13 protein-coding genes and 2 pseudogenes are annotated in these 17866 nt (G+C 72.7%); 2 read left to right on the top strand and 13 right to left on the bottom strand.

Annotated features, from left to right (window positions below):
* Positions 1-2 precede the first annotated feature (2 nt).
* Positions 3-1412 (bottom strand): M20/M25/M40 family metallo-hydrolase, encoded by a 1410-nt coding sequence (locus QFW77_RS02940; RefSeq protein WP_280572769.1) that lies wholly within the window; start codon positions 1410-1412, stop codon positions 3-5.
* Positions 1413-1504: 92 nt separating this feature from the next.
* Here QFW77_RS02940 and QFW77_RS02935 point away from each other — a divergent pair, with 92 nt between their 5' ends.
* Both QFW77_RS02935 and QFW77_RS02930 read left to right on the top strand, forming a co-directional pair.
* Positions 1505-1996, top strand: coding sequence for an Lrp/AsnC family transcriptional regulator (locus QFW77_RS02935; RefSeq protein WP_280572768.1), 492 nt, complete (start codon positions 1505-1507; stop codon positions 1994-1996).
* Positions 1997-2127: 131 nt separating this feature from the next.
* Entirely contained in the window at positions 2128-3126 is a 999-nt protein-coding gene (locus tag QFW77_RS02930; RefSeq protein ID WP_280572767.1) for a pyridoxal-phosphate dependent enzyme, read from the top strand.
* A 110-nt stretch (positions 3127-3236) separates the two neighbouring features.
* Here the strand turns inward: QFW77_RS02930 and QFW77_RS02925 are convergent, their stop codons facing one another.
* The 12 genes and pseudogenes from QFW77_RS02925 to dprA all read right to left on the bottom strand — a co-directional run bounded on the left by QFW77_RS02925 (position 3237) and on the right by dprA (position 17850).
* Positions 3237-3782, bottom strand: coding sequence for a YaeQ family protein (locus tag QFW77_RS02925; RefSeq protein WP_280572794.1), 546 nt, complete (start codon positions 3780-3782; stop codon positions 3237-3239).
* 64 nt (positions 3783-3846) lie between these two features.
* Complete coding sequence (locus QFW77_RS02920; RefSeq protein ID WP_280572766.1) at positions 3847-4494, bottom strand: DUF4124 domain-containing protein; 648 nt, start codon at positions 4492-4494, stop codon at positions 3847-3849.
* Positions 4491-5267 carry a DUF4124 domain-containing protein gene (locus QFW77_RS02915; protein ID WP_280572765.1) on the bottom strand — a complete coding sequence of 259 codons (777 nt, stop codon included), beginning with the start codon at positions 5265-5267 and terminating at the stop codon, positions 4491-4493. The genes QFW77_RS02920 and QFW77_RS02915 overlap by 4 nt, the downstream gene beginning before the upstream one ends.
* A 63-nt stretch (positions 5268-5330) precedes the next feature.
* Entirely contained in the window at positions 5331-6809 is a 1479-nt protein-coding gene (locus tag QFW77_RS02910; protein ID WP_280572763.1) for a glutamate synthase small subunit GltD family protein, read from the bottom strand.
* Positions 6806-7672: pseudogene (locus tag QFW77_RS19085) on the bottom strand (GltB/FmdC/FwdC-like GXGXG domain-containing protein); the annotation flags it as partial. The pseudogene QFW77_RS19085 and the gene QFW77_RS02910, both read right to left, overlap by 4 nt.
* A 126-nt stretch (positions 7673-7798) precedes the next feature.
* Positions 7799-11461, bottom strand: a pseudogene (gene gltB, locus QFW77_RS02905) (glutamate synthase large subunit); the annotation flags it as partial.
* 319 nt (positions 11462-11780) lie between these two features.
* Entirely contained in the window at positions 11781-12344 is a 564-nt protein-coding gene (gene tsaC / locus QFW77_RS02900) for an L-threonylcarbamoyladenylate synthase type 1 TsaC (protein ID WP_280572760.1), read from the bottom strand.
* Positions 12337-12768, bottom strand: a complete 432-nt coding sequence (locus QFW77_RS02895; protein ID WP_280572759.1) for an SAM-dependent methyltransferase — start codon at positions 12766-12768, stop codon at positions 12337-12339. The genes tsaC and QFW77_RS02895 overlap by 8 nt, the downstream gene beginning before the upstream one ends.
* A gap of 21 nt (positions 12769-12789) precedes the next feature.
* Positions 12790-15312 carry a DNA topoisomerase I gene (locus tag QFW77_RS02890; protein WP_280572758.1) on the bottom strand — a complete coding sequence of 841 codons (2523 nt, stop codon included), beginning with the start codon at positions 15310-15312 and terminating at the stop codon, positions 12790-12792.
* A 172-nt stretch (positions 15313-15484) separates the two neighbouring features.
* Complete coding sequence (locus QFW77_RS02885) at positions 15485-15991, bottom strand: GYF domain-containing protein (RefSeq protein WP_280572757.1); 507 nt, start codon at positions 15989-15991, stop codon at positions 15485-15487.
* Between the two features lie 148 nt (positions 15992-16139).
* The gene (locus QFW77_RS02880) at positions 16140-16613 is read right to left on the bottom strand and encodes a DUF494 family protein (protein WP_280572756.1); all 474 of its coding nucleotides are present in this window, start codon (positions 16611-16613) and stop codon (positions 16140-16142) included.
* Between the two features lie 31 nt (positions 16614-16644).
* Positions 16645-17850, bottom strand: coding sequence for a DNA-processing protein DprA (gene dprA, locus QFW77_RS02875; RefSeq protein ID WP_280572755.1), 1206 nt, complete (start codon positions 17848-17850; stop codon positions 16645-16647).
* Between the last annotated feature and the right edge of the window lie 16 nt (positions 17851-17866).

Here is a 17866-nt window from a genome sequence, read left to right as displayed (position 1 = left end):
TCCTAGCGAAGCGCCGCGGCATGCAGCACGTGAGCGACGGCGGCGGTCACGCGTTTCGCGGTGGGCAGGTGCAGGAACTCGTCGGGTCCGTGCGCGTTCGACTCCGGACCCAGCACGCCGGTGACGACGAAGCCTGCATCGGGAAACCGTTCGCCCAGCATCGCCAGGAACGGGATGCCGCCGCCGCCGCCCATCAGCGCGACGGGCTGGCCGAAGCCGGCCCGCGAGGCGTCGTCCAGCGCGTCCCGCAGCCAGGCCGGCAGCGGCGGCGCATGCCAGCCCGGGGACACCATGTCGATGTCGAAGCGCACCTCGGCGCCGTAGGGCGGATCGGCCTGGAGCCGGCGCTGCAGGGCCTGGGCGGCCGCCTGCGGATCCAGCGTGGGCGGCAGGCGCAGGCTCAGTTTCAGGGCGACCGCCGGCGTCATCACCGCGGCTGCCCGTTCCACGGGCGGCAGACCGCTGACGCCGGTCACCGCCAGTTGCGGGCGCCAGGCGCGGTTGAGCATGAGTGCCGCGACGTCACCCGTCACCGGGCGCGCGCCGGCGTGGAACGGCAGGAAGCGGTGAAAGTCCTCGCCGAGCATGGTGCCCGCCTCGCCGGCCTCGCGGCGCCGCCATTCGGGAACCTCCGCGGCGAAATCCGCGATCACTTCGCCGCTGGCGGGGTCCTCGATGCGGTCCAGCAGGTTGCGGGCGATGCGGAACGGCGACGGCACCACGCCCGAGGCGTCGCCGGAGTGCACTCCCGCATCCAGAACGCGCACCTGTAGCCGGCCGGCCACCTGGCCGCGCAACGAGGTGGTCAGCCACAGTTGCGACCAGTTGCCGCAGCCGGCGTCGAGCGCCACCACCGCCGCAGGCGTGCCGATGCGGCCGGCCAGGTGGGCGATGTAGTGCGGCAGGTCGTCGCTGCCGGATTCCTCGCAGGTCTCCACCAGCAGCAGGCAGCGCGCATGCGCCAGGCCTTGTTCGCGCAGTGCGAGCAGCGCGGTCACGGCGGCGAACGGGGCATAGCCGTCGTCGGCGCCGCCGCGCCCGTACAGGCGGTCGCCCTCCAGTTCCGGCGTCCAGGCGCTGCGGCCACGGGTCCACCCCTCCATTGGCGGCTGCTTGTCGAGGTGGCCATAGACCAGCACCGGCTCGCGCGTCGCTCCCGGCACGTCGACCAGCAGCACCGGGGTGCGGCCCGGCAATCGCACCACCTCGACCGCCGCGCCGGCGACCCCGGCCAGCTTGCGCCTTGCCCAGTCCACCACCAGCCGCACCGCGCGCTCGATGTGCCCGTTCTCCTCCCAGGTCGGATCGAACCCGGGCGACAGCGCCGGGATGGCGATGTAGTCGATCAGCACCGGCAGCACCTCGGCCTGCCATTCGTTTTCGATGAAGTGCTCGAGCTGCTGGGGATTCATGGACGGGCTCGCCGGGACGGGCCTAGAATCCTGCGGGCCGGCCGCCGACGTTCGGCCGCGGAAAGCGCCGCATCGGCGCGTTTATTCCGCGCATGTCCCCAGCCGAGGCAGCGCGCGAGATGGAACTGGATCGCTTCGACCGTCAACTGCTGAACCTGGTGCAGGAAGACGCCGGGCAGACCGCCGAGCAGCTGGCCGGTCGCGTGGCGCTGTCGCCCTCGGCGATCCAGCGCCGCCTGAAGCGCCTGCGCGCGCAGGGCACGATCGGCCGCGACATCGCGGTGGTCGATCCGGAGCGCGTCGGGCCCTGTACCGTCTTCATCGCCTCGCTGACCGTCGAACGCGAGCGGCCGGACCTGATGGCGGCGGTGCGGCGCTGGCTGCTGGCCGAGCCGCGCATCCAGCAGATCTACTACGTCACCGGCGAGGCCGATTTCGTGGTGGTGCTGTCGGCTCCCGATGTCGCGGCCTACAACGCGCTGATGTCGCGGCTGCTGGCCGAGTGCCCGGGCGCCACCCGTTTCGCCACCAGCGTCGCGCTGGACGTGGTCAAGCGCGGCCTGACCATCCCGATCCCGGACTAGCCGCTCGGCCGGCCATGCGCGGGATTTCCGCGCGAGGACCCCTCGATTCGAGGAAGAACGCCGTGGCCCGGAAGCGACGATGCGGCATGCACACACGCCGCACCGCTTCCGCCGGCCACACGGCCCCAACGTTGGAAAACCCGCGCCCCACGCGACTGGTCGACTGCCCCGGGCTCGCGCGCGCGGCCGGCGTGCGCCGCGTGCTCGCCAAGTGCGAGTGGGAGCGGCCGCTGGGCAATTTCAAGTCGCTGGGCGGCATGCTGGCCGGATTGCGGGCGCTGGCGCGCGCCGTCGACGCGGAGTCGATCGGTGCGCTGCTGTCCGGCCCGGCGCGGCCGCTGCCGCGCCTGCTCTGCGCCAGCGACGGCAACCACGGCCTGGCGGTGGCCGCCGCGGCGGCGTGCGCCGGGACCCGGGCCGAGGTGTACCTGCCGCGCGCGGTGCCGGCGCTCCGTGCGGCACGCATTACCTCGATCGGCGGCGAGGTCGCATGGGTCGACGGCACCTACGACGATGCGGTGCTGGCCGCGGTGGCCGCCGCGGCGGCCGGCGACGCGCTGCTGATTCCCGACACCAGCCCCGACCCGGAAGATCCGGTCGTGCGCGACGTCATCGACGGCTACCGGGTGATGACGGACGAGATCGCGGCCCAGCTCGACCTTGCCGCGATCGTGCCAAGCCACCTGTTCGTACAGGCGGGTGTCGGCGGTCTCGCCGCGGCGATGGCAGCGACCCTCCATGCGCGGCTGCGCGACCCTGCACGGCTGGTGGTGGTGGAGCCGGCCGACGCGGCCTGCGTGGCGGCGGCGCTGCAGGCAGGCGCGCCGGTGCGCATCGAAGGCGGGCTGCATACCGCGGCGGACATGCTGGCCTGCGGGCTCGCGTCCGCGTCGGCGGTGCCGGTGCTCCGCGCGCATGATGCGCGGTCGCTGCTGGTGAACGAGGGTGGGCTCGAACCTGTCGTCGCGTTGCTGTGGACGCTCTGCGGCATCCGCACCACGGCCTCGGGCGCGGCGGGCGTCGCCGGCCTGTTGCATGCCGCTGCGCCCGGCACGCATGCGGACCGCCACGGACTGGGCCCGGACAGCGAGGTGCTGCTGGTGATCACCGAAGGAGCGGCCGGGGTATAGCGACCGTCCTGTCGTCGTGGCGGGACCGGGCGCCGAGCTCGCCGCGGCCAGCCTTCGTTCGCGCAGGCGCTTCCGGCGGCCGCCGGGGCAGGGAGTGGCGGGGCGGGTCGCTACCTCGGCACCATCCGCTCCACCGGCCGCATCGCCACGCTGCCGCGGTCGCCCATCAGCTGCAGTTCGCGGTCCTGGACCAGGGCGTTCAGGCGCATGCCGCGCTCGCCGATGGCGGGCAGGGCCTCGATCGCGTCCTCCGGCAGGGCCAGCACGGTGAGGTTCTTCAGGCGGGTGAGCGCGCTTGCGATCTTGTCCCACCAGATGTCCGAGGCACGGCCGCCGTAGTTGATCACCACGACCTGTGCGGCGCGGGCGCTGGCCTTTCTGATGCGGGTCTCGTCGGGCTGGCCGACATCGATCCACAGCTCGTACTCGCCGGTGTAGGCGCGGCGGTACAGCGCGGGCTCGTCCTCGTCGCTCAGGCCGCGGCCGAATTCCAGCCGGTCGTCGGCGTACAGGGCGAAGGCCACCAATCGCACCATCAGCCGCAGATCGGTTTCCGACGGGTGCTGGGCCAGGGTGAGGTTGTGGGTGGCGTAGTAGTGCCGGTCCATGTCGCTGACCTGGAGCTCGGCTTTGACGACGGTGGCGTTGGCGGCCATGGCGGCGGGCCCGGTGCGGAAGGCGGCCATTGTAGGGGCACGCGCCGCCGCGCCCGCGAACGGTTCAGTCCGCGGCGCAGACGCTGGTGGCGATGATGCGGGCGATCGCCTCGTATTCATCGCGGCGGGCGCGGGTGTCGTAGTGGCCCTGCGCGAACTCCATCCGGAACTCGGCCTCGTCCAGGCGCGCCTGCCAGGCCTCGCACAGGGCGGCTTCCGGCACCGGCTCGCAGCTGTCGGTGACGCGGATGCAGGCCGCGCCGGCGCCCAGCCCCTGCAGGCCGCCGATGCCGACGGTCCGCATCGGCTGGCAGCGCGAACGCGGCTCGGTGTCCGGGGTGTAGTAGCGGGTCTGGTCGTAGGCCACGCAGTGCTGCAGCGGCGGCGCCGGCAGCGAGCGCAGGTCGATCGCCAGCGCGCCGGCCACGGCGGGGTCGCCGCTGTCGGCACTGCCGGGCACCAGCGGGGCCACCGGAGCAGCCAGGAGCGATGGCGCCGGTGCGGGCGGTGGCGCCATCGGCACGTAGGCGGGCAGGGGCGGCGGCGGGTCGATCTCGCGCGTGCGCTGGGTGGTCCCGGCCGGGCAGGGGGTGTCGTTCTGCACCGTGACCGCGCCGCGGGCATCGGTGCAATGGTAGATCACGATGGCCTGCTGGGCGGCGGCCGGCACCGCCAGCAGCAGCGCGGCGGCCGCGATCAGTCGCCGCCTCATCGGATGCCGCAATCCTCGGCCAGGCGCGCGCCGATCACGCGCTCCTCGGCGCGCAGCCGCAGGCGCTCGGTCTGCTGGGCATTGAAGACCCGGCGCCGGATCTCCTGGCGGCGGTCGGCCAGGCGGTCGCAGACCTCCTGCTGCGGCAGCCGCACGCACGCGTCGCGGATCCAGGTGCCGCCGCCCTGGCCGTAGCCGTAGCCGTCACCGGGGTGGGGGCGCCCCGGCCGGTGCGCCGGGTCGGCCGACGGGCGCGGGCGGTCGCCCGCCGGTGGAATGCTCAGGTTGGCCGGCGGCGGCATCCGGGTGCGGTCGTCGACGAAGGTGACGCCGCGCCTGGCGGTGGGCGGCGGCGAACCGCCAGGCGGAGGGTAGTGTCCCCCCACCGGATAGCCGAGCGTCCACAGCGGCACCCAGCGTGGATTGCCTTCGCCGTCGTCGCTGGTGTAGCGGTCGCCCTCGGGGGTGACGCATTCGTACATCGGCCGCGGCTCGCGCACGGTGGTCGCGCGGCGTTCGATCGCCCGTGCCGGCGCGGGTTCGGAAGGGGCGGCGGGGCGGGCGGCGCGCTCGCGCGGCGGCGCGTCCTGCGGGCGCAGCATGGTGCGCACCTGCTCGGTGGTGGCGTCGTCGCCGCACGGCGTGTTGCCGATGCTCAGGCTGCCGTCGCTGGAGACGCAGCGGTAGATGGTGACGTCGTCCTCCTGCGCCGGCGCGCCCCGGGGCGCGGCCAGGACCAGCAGCAGGATCAGCGGCGACAGCCAGGGACGCATGCGCCCATCATGCCGCCTGCCCCGGCGCGTGCCCAGCATCGCGGTCGCCGCCGGAGCCCGCGTTCAGGCCGCGTCCAGCGCCGAGTGGCCGGTATCGACCGCCAGCAGGCGGGCGATCGCGGCGGCGGCGTCGCGGCCTTCCTGCACCGCGGTGACCACCAGGTCGGCGCCGCGCACCACGTCGCCGCCGGCAAAAAGCTTGCTGTGGCTGGTCTGGTAGGGCAGGCGGCCGGCCCCCCCCACGGCGATGCGGCCGTCGGCCGCCGCCTCCACCCCGTGGCCCGAAAGCCACGCCGGCGGCTCGGGAGAAAAGCCGAAGGCGATGATCACCACCTCGGCGGCGATGACCGACTCGGTGCCGGGCACCGGCTCGGCGCGTCGGCGTCCGCGCGCGTCGGGCTCGCCCAGGCGGGTGGCGATCGCGCGCACCCCGGTGACGTTGCCATCGCCGTCGCTTTCGACCGCCAGCGGCTGGCGGTTGAACAGGAACTCCACGCCTTCCTCGCGGGCGTTGGCCACCTCGCGCGCCGAGCCGGGCATGTTGGCCTCGTCGCGACGGTACACGCAGCTCACGCCGGCCGCGCCCAGCCGCACCGCCGAGCGCACGCAATCCATGCCGGTGTCGCCGCCGCCGAGCACCGCCACGCGCTTGCCGTGCAGGTCGGGAATCTCGACCCGGTCCTCCCAGCCGGCGATCGGCCTGCCCCGCGGGTCCAGTCCGGTGACGATGCGGCCGTTCTGCACCAGGAACGGCAGCGCCGGCAGCACCGCGCGCAGGTCCTGGCCGGGCAGGCCGCCGTCGGTGTAGCGGTATGCGCCCAGGCCGAGGAACACCGCGTCGAAATCCTGCAGCAGCGCGTCCAGCGACACGTCGGTGCCGATCTCGGTGCCCAGGCGGAAGCGCACGCCCATGCCCTCCAGCACCTCGCGGCGGGTGGCGATCACCGCCTTGTCGAGCTTGAAGCTGGGGATGCCGAACTGCAGCAGCCCGCCGATCTGCTCGTAGCGGTCGAAGACCGTCGCCGCGATACCGCGCCGCACCAGCCGGTCGGCGCAGGCGAGTCCCGCCGGCCCGGCGCCGATCACCGCGACGCGTTTGCCGCTGGGCACCACCTTGGACAGGTCGGGGCGCCAGCCCTGGGCGAACGCGGTGTCGACGATGTACTTCTCCACCGCGCCGATCGTGACCGCGCCGAAACCGTCCTCCAGCGTGCACACGCCCTCGCACAGACGGTCCTGCGGGCACACCCGCCCGCACATCTCCGGCAGCGGGTTGGTCTCGTGGCAGAGTGCCGCAGCCTCGAGGATCCGCCCCTCCTCCACCAGGCGCAGCCAGTTGGGAATGTAGTTGTGCACCGGGCAGCCGGTCTGGCAATAGGGATTGCCGCAGTCGAGGCAGCGCCCGGCCTGGTGCGCCGCCTCCTCGTGCGCGAACTTCCCGTACAGCTCGCCCCAGTCGCCGCCGGTGCGCAGCGCCAGCGGAATCCGCCGCGGCATCTCGCGCGGCAGGTCCAGGAACTGGAAGACCTGTTTCTTGCTCATGCCGCCCTCCGCAGGTCTTCCGACAGCGCCTCCAGGCTCGCGGCCTTCGGCTTGACCAGCCAGAACTTGCCGACGTAGTCGCGGAACTCCTCCAGCAGGCAGGCGCTCCAGCGGCTGCCGGTGAGGCGGGCGTGGGTGGCGATCAGGCCGGTGAGGTGCTGGCGGTAGTTCTCGAAGCCCTCCGGCGAGACCCGCAGGATGTCGATCAGCTCGTGGTTGTAGCGGTCGACGAAGTCGCGGTCCAGGTCCAGCACGTAGGCCAGGCCGCCGGTGAAGCCGGCGCCGAAATTCAGCCCGGTGCGCCCCAGGATCACCGCCACGCCGCCGGTCATGTACTCGCAGCAGTGGTCGCCGGCGCCTTCGATCACCGCCGTCGCGCCGGAATTGCGCACCGCGAAGCGCTCGCCGGCGCGGCCGGCCGCGTACAGTTCGCCGCCGGTGGCGCCGTACAGGCAGGTGTTGCCGAGGATCGGCGTCTCCTGCGAGAGGTAACCGGCGGCCGCAGGCGGGCGCAGCACCAGGCGGCCGCCGGCCATGCCCTTGCCGACGTAGTCGTTGGCGTCGCCCTCCAGGGTCATGTGCAGCCCGCCGGCGTTGAACGCGCCGAAGCTCTGCCCGGCGGTGCCGGTCAGGTGCAGGGCGATCGGCGCGCCGGCCATGCCGGTGTTGCCGTGGTGGCGGGCGATGGCGCCGGACAGGCGCGCGCCGATGGCGCGGTCGGTGTTGCGGATCGGGTAGGCGTGCTCGCCCCCGGCCGCCTGCTCGATCGCCTGGGCCAGATCCGCATCCAGGCGCAGCGCCAGGCCGTCGACCGGCGCGCGCAGGGCCGCGCCGCAGCCGGCACCGGCGCCGTAGCTGGCGTAGCCGGGATAGAGCGCGTCCTGTTCGGCATCGGACCCGGCAGTGGCGTGGCGCCCGGCATCGCGGCCCGCCGGACCATCCACGGCATCGGGCGCATTCGGCTCGGGCGGCCGTGGTTCCGGGTTGCCCGCCGCGGCGTCCGGCGCGGTGCGCGCCGTGGCTTGCGCGGGTTCGAAGCGCCGCGCGTGCGCGGGGTCGCGCTGCAGCAGCCGCGACAGGTCGATGCGCACGTGTTCGCGCGGGCTGTCGATGGTCTGTTCCAGCAGCTCGGTGCGGCCCACGATCTCGTCCAGCGAGCGCGCGCCGAGCAGCGCGAGCTGTTCGCGCACGTCCTCGGCGACGTTGCGCAGGAAGCACTCCACCCGCTCCGGCAGGCCCTTGAAGTGGTTCGCACGCAGGCGCTCGTCCTGGGTGGCCACGCCGGTGGCGCAGTTGTTGAGGTGGCAGATGCGCAGGTACTTGCAGCCCAGCGCGATCATCGGCGCGGTGCCGAATCCGAAGGTGTCGGCCCCGAGCAGGGCGGCCTTGACCACGTCCAGCCCGGTCTTCAGACCGCCGTCGGTCTGCAGCAGCACCCGGCCGCGCAGACCGTTGTACTGCAACGCCTGGCGCGCCTCCGACAGCCCCAGCTCCCAGGGCACGCCGGCGTAGCGGATCGAGCCGAGCGGGCTGGCGCCGGTGCCGCCATCGTGGCCGGACACGGTGATCAGGTCGGCGCCGGCCTTGACCACGCCAGCGGCGATCGTGCCCACGCCGGCATGCGCGACCAGCTTCACCGAGATCAGCGCACGCGGGTTGACCTGGCGCAGGTCGAAGATCAGCTGCGCCAGGTCCTCGATCGAGTAGATGTCGTGGTGCGGCGGCGGCGAGATCAGGCCGATCCCGGGCTTGGCGTAGCGCAACCTTGCGATCAGCGCGTCGACCTTGCTGCCGGGCAGCTGGCCGCCCTCGCCGGGTTTGGCGCCCTGGGCGATCTTGATCTGCAGCACCTCCGCGTTGATCAGGTACTCGGGGGTCACGCCGAAGCGGCCGGAGGCGATCTGCTTGATCTTGCTGCGGCGCTCGTCGAAGTAGCGCGCCGGATCCTCGCCGCCCTCGCCCGAATTGCTGCGCCCGCCCAGGCGGTTCATCGCGATCGCCAGCGCCTCGTGCGCCTCGGGCGACAGCGCGCCCAGGCTCATCGCCGCCGAGTCGAATCGCTTGACGATCGCCGAGACCGGCTCGACCTGGTCCAGCGGCACCGGTTGCGCCGCCGCGCGCGGGCGCAGCAGGTCGCGCAGCGAGGCCGGCGCGCGGCCGTCGACGAAGCCGGCGTAGGTCTTCCAGTCCTCGCGCTCGCCGGTCAGCACCGCGCGCTGCAGCGACTGCACCACGTCGGGGTTGAACTGGTGGTACTCGCCGCCGTGCACGTAGTGCAGCAGGCCGCCGGGCTCGGGCAGGGCGTTGTCGTCCCAGCCGAGCTGGGCCAGATGGCGGGCGTCGGCCTCCAGGCGCGCGAAGCCGGCACCGCCGATCCGCGAGGGGGTGCCCTCGAAGCACAGTTCGACCACCGCCCCGTCGAGGCCGACGATCTCGAACAGCTGCGCGCCGCGGTAGCTGGCGATGCTGGCGATGCCCATCTTCGACAGGATCTTCAGCAGCCCCTTCTTCACCCCGCGGCGGTAGCTGCGGCCGATCTGCGGCGGTTCGTTGCTGGTCTTGCCGCCGAGAATGCCGCGCCGCCCCAGCGCATGCAGCGTCTGGTAGGCAAGGTAGGGATAGACGGCGGTGGCGCCGTAGCCGATCAGGCAGGCGAAGTGGTGCGGGTCGCGCGCGGTGCCGGTCTCGATGATCAGGTTGACGTCGCAGCGCAGCCCGGTGCGCACCAGGTGCTGGTGGATCGCGCCGGTGGCCAGCAGCGCGTGCACCGCGGCGGCGCCGCGGCGCGGGCGCCGGTCGCTCAGGATCAGCAGCTCGACGCCCTCGCGTGCGGCGGCCTCGGCCTGCGCGCGCAGCCGCAGCAGCGCGTCCTGCAGGGACACGCCGGCGTCGAAGTACAGATCCAGGTATCGGTAGCGCTCGGCGAAGCGCGGCAGCGCGATCAGCTGGTTGAGCTTGCGCTGCGAGAGCACCGGCGAGTTGAGCAGCACGTGGTCGACGAGCTCCGGGCCGTCCTCGAACAGATTGCCCTCGCGGCCGATCTGCGTGGCCAGCGTCATCACGCAGTCCTCGCGCAGCGGGTCGATCGGCGGGTTGGTGACCTGTGCGAACGCCTGCCGGAAGTGGTCGTAGAGCGGCCGCACACGCTGGCTCAGCGCCGCCATCGGCACGTCGTCGCCCATCGAACCGGTGGCCTCCTGCTCGGTCTCGGCCAGCGGCCGCAGCACCGATTCCTGCTCCTCGCGGCTGAGCTGGAACAGCTTCTGGAAGCCGAGCAGGGTGTCCGCGGTGAACGGGGCGTCGGTCAGGGCCGGGTCGATCAGCTCGGTTTGCAGGTAGGTCATGCCCTGCTTGAGCCACTGCTTGTACGGCGCGCGTGCACGGTTGACCGCGTCGATGGCGTCGTTGTCGAGCAGCGCGCCCTGCTGCAGGTCCACCGCGATCATCTCGCCGGGACCCAGCTTGCCCTTGGCCAGCACCTGCTCGGCCGGCAGGTCCCAGACCCCTGCCTCCGAAGCGATCAGGAACAGCCCGTCGCGCGAGCGCGTCCAGCGCGCCGGGCGCAGACCGTTGCGGTCCAGGGTGCAGGCGGCGTAGCGGCCGTCGCACATCACCACGCCGGCGGGGCCGTCCCAGGGCTCGGAGTTGATCGAGTAGTACTCGTAGAACGCCGCCAGGTCCGCGTCCTTGTACTCCAGCGACTGGGTGGCCGGGGGCATCAGGATGCGGATCGCCTGCAGCAGGTCCATGCCGCCGAGCAGCAGCCACTCGAGCATGTTGTCGAGGGTCTGCGAGTCCGAGCCGTGCATGGTCACCGGCGCGGGAAACTCGGAGATGTCCAGCAGCTTCGAGCGCCACACGTTGCGGCGGGTCAGCGCCCAGCGGCGGTTGCCCTCGATGCTGTTGATCTCGCCGTTGTGCGCCAGCCGCCGGAACGGGTGCGCCAGCGCCCAGCGCGGCAGGGTGTTGGTGGAGAAGCGTTGATGGAACACCACCGCGCTGGCGGTGAGCTCGGTGCGCGCCAGGTCCGGATACAGCTGCGGCAGGTGGTCGGGCAGCACCATGCCCTTGTAGCCGAGCAGCTTCGCCGACAGGTTGACGATGTAGAAGTCCGGATGGTCCGCGGCCAGCGCCTGCTCGCAGCGGCGCCGGGCCAGGTACAGCGCGCGCTCGAACGCGTCGTCGTCGGGGCCGTCGCGCTCGATGAAGACCTGCTCGATGCCGGGCATCGCCTCGCGCGCCATGCGGCCACAGGCGCCGGGGTCGGTGGGCACATCGCGCCAGCCGACCAGGCGTGCGCCGATCCGGGTCACTTCGTCTTCCAGGCGTGCGCGGCAGGCCGCGGCCGCGGCACCGTCGCGGGGCAGGAACACCAGGCCGGAGGCGCAGGTGCCGGCGTGCACCGCGATGCCGGCCTCCTCGGCCAGCAGGCGTACGAACGCGCCGGCGCCGCACAGCAGCACGCCGCAGCCGTCGCCGCTCAGGCCGTCGGCGTTCACGCCGCCGCGGTGGCGCATCCGCGCGAGCGCCTGCAATGCGGTTTCCACCAGCGCACGGTCGCCCGCGCCGCCGATGCGGGCGATCATGCCGAAGCCGCAGTTGTCGCGCTCGCTGCCGGGGTCGTACAGGCCCCGATCCGGGAATGCCCGCATCGTGTCTCGCCGTAACGGTGTGTGGAGGCCGCGGGAATCGTGGCGGTGCGCGGCGCTCCAGCCCTTCGGCTGTGGCCACCGGCGCCTGCGACGCGTCCGCGGACCTTCGAATAGATCACAGTTTGTGCAGTGCGGCAACGGATGACTGCACGGAAAATCCGTTGCAGCGGCAACCGATTGGCGGTGGGGAGGCCTCATGCCGCGGCTGGCGTCGGCGGCTCCGGTCGCGAGGGCGGCGATTTCGGACATCACCGATCGCGCCGGCTTCGCGTGCATGCTCCTGCGGGCGTGGGGCTGCAATCGAGAGACGCGCAGCCGCTCAGCGCAGGGTCGTGCCGCTCCGGGCGTCGCGGATGGCGGTGGGGCGCTCCAGGCCGGAAGTCTCGCCCTCCAGCACGAGATCGACAGCGCCGAGCAGGTCTGGATCGAATTCCGCCAGCGCGCGCGGTGGCGGGGCGCCGGCGCGGTTGGCGCTAGTGGAGACGATCGCGCCGCCGAAGGCGCGACACAGCGCCGCCACCTGCGGATGCGCGCTCACCCGCAGCGCGATGCCGGCGTGGTTGCCGCGGATCCAGCCGGGCGTCCGCTCCCGCGCCGGAACGATCCAGGTGTGCGGGCCGGGCCAGCTGTCCAGCACCGCGGCACGGCGCGGCGCGGGCAGCTCCGACCAGTCGGCATAGGGCTCGACCTGCTCCGGCGCGGCCGCGACCAGGATGAGTCCCTTGTCGATCTCGCGCCGCTTCAGCGCGAGCAGGCGCAGGGTGGCGGCCTCGTCCATCGGATCGCAGCCCAGCCCCCAGACCGCCTCGGTGGGGTAGGCGATCACGCCGCCGGCGCGCAGGCAGGCGACGGCCTCGGCGATGGCGTCGGGGTGGTCAGTCATCCAGGCCCACCACCCGCAGCGGATCGCCGCCGTCGACATGGAGCCGCGCATCCGCTGCGAGCGCCGCGCGCAGCCGCTGCAGCACGCGACGGCCAGCGCCGGGGCGCCGCCCGTCGAGCGCCCCCACGCGCACCGCGAAGGCCAGGTCGAACGGCGCCTGCCCTTCCTCCAGAACGAAATCCTCCGCCGCCACCTGCCGGAACTCCAGCCGCCCGCCGCCGGTCTGCGCGGCCGCGGCGGCGCGCGCCTGACGAATCGCCACAGCCGAGCGATCGATTCCCAGGGCATGGCCGCCACCGATCCGCCGCGCCACCTCGCGCAGCGCCGCGCCCGGGCCGCAGCCGATCTCCAGCACCCGCATCCCGGGTGCGAGCGGCAGCGCATCGACGATCGCTGCCAGCCGGGGCGAGAGCGTTGCGGACACGGTGGGCCGGACCCGTCGCGATCAGAAGGGCGCGTCGTCCGCGCCGGCCGAGGCGGACGGCGCCGGGGCGCCTGCGGCCTTTTTCGCGGTCTTGGCCGCGGTCTTCTTCGCGGCCTTTTTCGCCGCCTTCTTCGCGGTCTTCCTGGCGCCCTTCTTTGCGGCCTTCTTCGCCGGTGCCGCCTTCTTCACCGGTGCCGCCTTCTTCGCCGGCGCGGCCTTCTTCGCAGCCTTCTTGCCGAAGCGGCCGCGCGCCGGCTTGCCGGTCTCCTCCAGCAGCTTCTGGACTTCCTCAAGGGTCAGCGAGGCCGGCTCGCGGTCCTTCGGGATCTTGCCGTTGAGCTTGCCGTCGCTGATGTACGGCCCGTAGCGGCCGTTGAGCACCTGGATGTCGCTGCCGTCGAACTCCTTGATGATGCGGTTGCGGGCGATCTCCTCCTTCTCCTCGATCAGGAACACCGCGCGCGCCAGCTCGATGGTGTACGGGTCGTCCTCCTTCTTCAGCGAGGCGTACACGCTGCCGCGCTTGGCGAACGGCCCGAACCGGCCGATCCCGACGCTGACGTCCTCGCCCTTGTCCTGGCCCAGCTGGCGCGGCATCAGGAACAGCTCCAGCGCGTCCTCCAGGGTGATGGTGTGCATGCTCTGGCCGGGGCGCAGCGAAGCGAACTTCGGCTTGTCCTCGGCGTCCTCGGCGGTGCTGCCGATCGCGGCATAGGGCCCGTAGCGCCCCAGGCGCACGCTGACCGGCTTGCCGGTCTTCGGGTCGGTGCCCAGCTCGCGCGCGCCGGTGGCTTCGCTGCGGTCGACCGACTCGGTCTTGTCGTCCACCAGCTCCTTGAACGGGCCCCAGAACTTCTCCATCAGCGGCACCCAGTCCTCCTCGCCGCGGGAGACCGCGTCCAGTTCGTCCTCGAGCTTGGCGGTGAAGTCGTAGTCGACGTAGCGGGTGAAGTGGCTGCTGAGGAACTTGGACACCGCGCGGCCGACGTCGGTCGGGCGGAAGCGCCGGCTCTCCAGCTCCACGTACTTGCGGAACTGCAGGGTCTGGATGATCGAGGCGTAGGTGGAAGGCCGGCCGATGCCGTATTCCTCCAGCGCCTTGACCAGCGAGGCCTCGGAGAAGCGCGGCGGCGGCTCGGTGAAGTGCTGGTTGGCGTTGATGCGTTCCAGCGGCACGCGCTCGCCCGGCTTCATCAGCGGCAGCTTGCGGCCCTCGTCCTCGTCCTCGGCGGCCTTCTGGTCCTTGCCCTCCTCGTACACCGCAAGGAACCCGGGGAACACCACAGTGGTGCCGCTGGCGCGGAAGCTGTGTTCGCTGCCGGCGGCCAGGTCGACGGAGACGGTGTTGAGCGTGGCCGGCACCATCTGGCAGGCGACCGCGCGTTTCCAGATCAGCTCGTAGAGGCGGCGGCCGTCGTCGTCGAGATGGCGCGCCACCTGCGACGGCGTGCGCAGTGCCGAGGAGGGGCGGATCGCCTCGTGCGCCTCCTGCGCGTTCTTGGACTTGGTCTGGTAGAAGTTCGGCTTGTCCGGCACCGAGCGGGTACCGAAGTCGCGGGCGATGACGTCGCGGATCTCGCTCAGCGCGTCGGCCGACAGATTCACCGAGTCGGTACGCATGTAGGTGATCAGGCCGACCGTGCCCTCTTCGCCGATCGCCACGCCTTCGTACAGCTTCTGCGCCACGCGCATGGTGCGGCTGGTGGTGAAGCCGAGCTTGCGCGCGGCCTCCTGCTGCAGGGTGGAGGTGGTGAACGGCGGCGCCGGGCGGCGCTTGCGCTCCTTGCTGACCACGTCGGTGACGTGCAGGACGCCGTTGGCGGCGGCGACGATGCGCGCGCGCGCGTCCTCGGCGGTCTCGCCGTCGGTGATGGTGAACTGCTCGAATTTCTTGCCGTCGAACTTGTTGAGCTTGGCGGTGAAGCCCTGCGACGGATGCGCGCACTCGGCTTCGATGCTCCAGTACTCGCGGGCGACGAACGCCTCGATCTCCTCCTCGCGCTCGACGATCATGCGCAGCGCCGGCGACTGTACCCGTCCGGCCGACAGCCCGCGCTGCACCTTGCGCCACAGCACCGGCGAGAGGTTGAAGCCGACCAGGTAATCGAGCGCGCGGCGCGCCTGCTGGGCGTCCACCAGCGCCCCGGCGATCTGCCGCGGGTTGGCCATCGCTTCCTTGATCGCGCGCGGGGTGATCTCGGTGAACACCACCCGGTGCAGGTCCTTGTCCTTGAGCAGGCCGCGTTCCTTCAGGATCTCGACGATGTGCCAGCTGATCGCCTCGCCCTCGCGGTCCGGGTCGGTGGCCAGGTAGATGCCCTCGGCGCCCTTGGCGGCCTTGGCGATCGCCTCGACGTGCTTCTGGTTCTTCTCGATCAGGTCGTAGCGCATCCGGAAGCCGTGCTCGGGGTCGACCGCGCCCTCCTTGGGCACCAGGTCGCGGACATGGCCGTAGGAGGCCAGGACCTGGAAGTCCGTGCCGAGATATTTGTTGATCGTCTTGGCCTTGGCGGGCGACTCGACGATGAGGAGGTTCTTGGCCATCAAAGGGGTTCCGGGCGCCTGTGGCGGCACCTTGCGAGGGGGCGTTGCAGACGCGGACGCCCGGGGACCAGGCCCCGGGCGTTCAGGTATCACCTTATTACAGGAATCATGCCAAGCCGCCCGCTGTCAAGCGGGCCGGCGTGTTCGGGGGCGCATTGTCGCCGGTTTGCGCTCAGGTGGCGAAACGCAGCGCGACGGCGGTCACGGCCAGCACCGCCGCCGCGATCGCAATGGCAAGAACCCGGCGCCGCGACGTGGGGGCGAGCGCGGGGGCCGGACCGGTCCGGGCGCCGGAAGCCGGTGGCCGGTCGCGATCCCCGGCCGCGGCCGGGGGGCCGGCTGCGGGGGCGTCCTTCGCCGCGCGGCTGCCGGCTCCCTCCGCGCGTGCCGGCTGCGCCGCCGTCTCGGTGCCGGCCGGAGGATGGACGGGTCCGGCAGCCGGAGCGCCCGGGAGCAGCCGGATGCGACTGCCGGGGCCGATCTCGAAGGTCGCGGTGCAGTCGCGCAGGGGCCGCGCCTGCCGCGGGTCGCCGCACCAGACCGGTGTCTCCAGGTGGATATGCCCAAACTGGAACAGCCGCACCAGCGCCGCGGCCGGGTACGGGCCGAAGCGGTGGCCCCGAGGATCGGCGTAATGCCATTGCGCCGGGTCCCGGTCGCGTCCTTGCGTGTCGTGCATGCGGTCCATCGTGCGGCAAACGGTAAGAAGGTGCCGGGCCGATCGGGCCGCGGACTTGCGCGATCGTTGCGCTATGCGGTCGACCGAATCGGCCCGTGGCGCGGGGGGGTCGCGGCCGGATCGCGCGGTGGCGGGGAGGCGCGACCGGTCAGTGCACCGGCTCGGGCTCGTCGGCGAACATCTGGGTTTCCATCCAGGCGTAGGCGGCCTCGCTGCCGGGCTGGTTGAACAGCACCATCAGCACCACCCACTTCAGGTCGTCCAGGTCCAGCTCCTCCTGGTCCAGCGCCATGGCGCGGTCCAGCACCAGCTCGCGCTGGTCGGCGTCCAGCACGCCGTGCTGCTCCAGGAACAGCAGGAAGCCGCGGCCCTCGTTGTCCAGCTTGTCCAGCTCCGGCCCGGCGTAGACCCGGATCGGCCCGTCGGTGCGCGGCGCCGCCGGGCCCGGCCGCTGCTCGGCCAGGCCGTCGAGCCAGTCGAAGGCCTTGCTGATCTCGGCGGGGCTGAATCCGGCCTGCAGCAGGCCGGTCTGGAGGGAGTCGCGGTCGCGGAGCAGGTCCGCTTCGTCGGTGAAATAGTGTTCGAACAGGTAGAGCAGGACGTCCAGAATGCTCTCTTTCATTGCCCCCGGCCTGCGCCCTCGGGCGCCTGTTTCAGGATGTTCTCGAATATCGGCCGTGTTCGGCCACGATCCAGCCCTCCAGCTCCATGACCAGCAGCATGGAGGACAGTTGTGCGGTCGTCAATCCGGTGCGTTCGAGCAGCAGATCCATACCGGTTGGGTCGTGGCCCAGGGCCTGCCACAAGCGGTTGTAGTCCGGATCGTCGGCGCCCGGCGCGCCGCGGGCCCCCCGCGAGGGCGTCCCGGACAGTGAACTGGGGGCGTCCAGGCGCCGGCGCAAGGCCCCGCCCAGCTCCGACGCCAGCGGCGCCAGGGTTGCGATCACCTCGTCGGCGCGTTCGACCAGGGCCGCGCCCTCGCGGATCAGCCGGTGGCAGCCGCGCGCCACCGGGTTGTGGATCGAGCCGGGCACCGCGAACACTTCGCGCCCGGCCTCGGCCGCCTGGCGGGCGGTGATCAGCGCGCCCGAGCGCCGCGCCGCCTCCACCACCAGGGTGCCGAGGGTCAGCCCGGCGATGATGCGGTTGCGGCTGGGAAAGTGCTCGCGCAGCGCGCGGGTGCCGGGCGGATGTTCGCTGACCACGGCCCCGGCCGCGGCGATGCGCGCCTGCAGTGCCGCGTTGGCGCGTGGATAGGGGAAGTCGAGCCCGCTGCCCACCACCGCTACGGTGGTGCCGCCGGCCGCCAGCGCGGCCAGGTGCGCGGTGGTGTCGATGCCCAGCGCCAGGCCGCTGGTGACCGCCAGGCCCGAGCCGGCCAGCGCGTGGGCGAAGGCGCGGGCGTTGTCGCGGCCCCCGGCGCTGGGCGAGCGGCTGCCCACGATCGCCACTGCCGGATGCCAGAGCAGCGCCGGCTCGCCGGCCACGAACAGCGCCAGCGGTGGCGACGGGATGGCCCGCAGCAGCGGCGGGTAGTCCGGATCGTGCCAGCCGAGCAGGTGGTGGCCGGGCCGGGCCAGCCAGTCGCGGGCGCGCGGGTCCGCAGCGGCGCCGCCTTCGAGGGCGCGGACCTGGGCCGGGGCCAGCCCGGCGCGGCGCCAGGCCCCGCTGCCGGCCCGCAGCGCTGCGCCCGCGCCGCCATGCGCCTCGAGCAGGGCGCGCCGCGGCGCGGCGGCACCGCCGGCGGCAAGCAGTCGCAGCAGCGCCTCGTCGTCGTCCGGGTCCGGCCGGGGCCTGGCATCGGCGCCTGCAGCGGTGTCGGCCTCGGGCGTGGCGGTGAGGAAGGGTGCGACGGTCATCGCTCCAGCCTAGGCC

Origin of the sequence: Luteimonas endophytica (genome assembly GCF_029887875.1) — a bacterium.
In the GTDB taxonomy this organism is placed as follows: Bacteria; Pseudomonadota; Gammaproteobacteria; order Xanthomonadales; family Xanthomonadaceae; genus Luteimonas; species Luteimonas endophytica.
Note: the sequence above shows the minus strand (reverse complement) of the source record. Positions and strands in the feature narration are given on the sequence as shown.

Excerpts from the sequence above, each read along its gene's own strand:
- QFW77_RS02940 (WP_280572769.1), bottom strand. The coding sequence starts at position 1,412 with ATGAATCCCCAGCAGCTCGAGCACTTCATCGAAAACGAATGGCAGGCC.
- QFW77_RS02935 (WP_280572768.1), top strand. The coding sequence starts at position 1,505 with ATGTCCCCAGCCGAGGCAGCGCGCGAGATGGAACTGGATCGCTTCGAC.
- QFW77_RS02925 (WP_280572794.1), bottom strand. The coding sequence starts at position 3,782 with ATGGCCGCCAACGCCACCGTCGTCAAAGCCGAGCTCCAGGTCAGCGAC.
- QFW77_RS02920 (WP_280572766.1), bottom strand. The coding sequence starts at position 4,494 with ATGAGGCGGCGACTGATCGCGGCCGCCGCGCTGCTGCTGGCGGTGCCG.
- QFW77_RS02915 (WP_280572765.1), bottom strand. The coding sequence starts at position 5,267 with ATGCGTCCCTGGCTGTCGCCGCTGATCCTGCTGCTGGTCCTGGCCGCG.
- QFW77_RS02910 (WP_280572763.1), bottom strand. The coding sequence starts at position 6,809 with ATGAGCAAGAAACAGGTCTTCCAGTTCCTGGACCTGCCGCGCGAGATG.
- tsaC (WP_280572760.1), bottom strand. The coding sequence starts at position 12,344 with ATGACTGACCACCCCGACGCCATCGCCGAGGCCGTCGCCTGCCTGCGC.
- QFW77_RS02890 (WP_280572758.1), bottom strand. The coding sequence starts at position 15,312 with ATGGCCAAGAACCTCCTCATCGTCGAGTCGCCCGCCAAGGCCAAGACG.
- QFW77_RS02885 (WP_280572757.1), bottom strand. The coding sequence starts at position 15,991 with ATGCACGACACGCAAGGACGCGACCGGGACCCGGCGCAATGGCATTAC.
- QFW77_RS02880 (WP_280572756.1), bottom strand. The coding sequence starts at position 16,613 with ATGAAAGAGAGCATTCTGGACGTCCTGCTCTACCTGTTCGAACACTAT.
- dprA (WP_280572755.1), bottom strand. The coding sequence starts at position 17,850 with ATGACCGTCGCACCCTTCCTCACCGCCACGCCCGAGGCCGACACCGCT.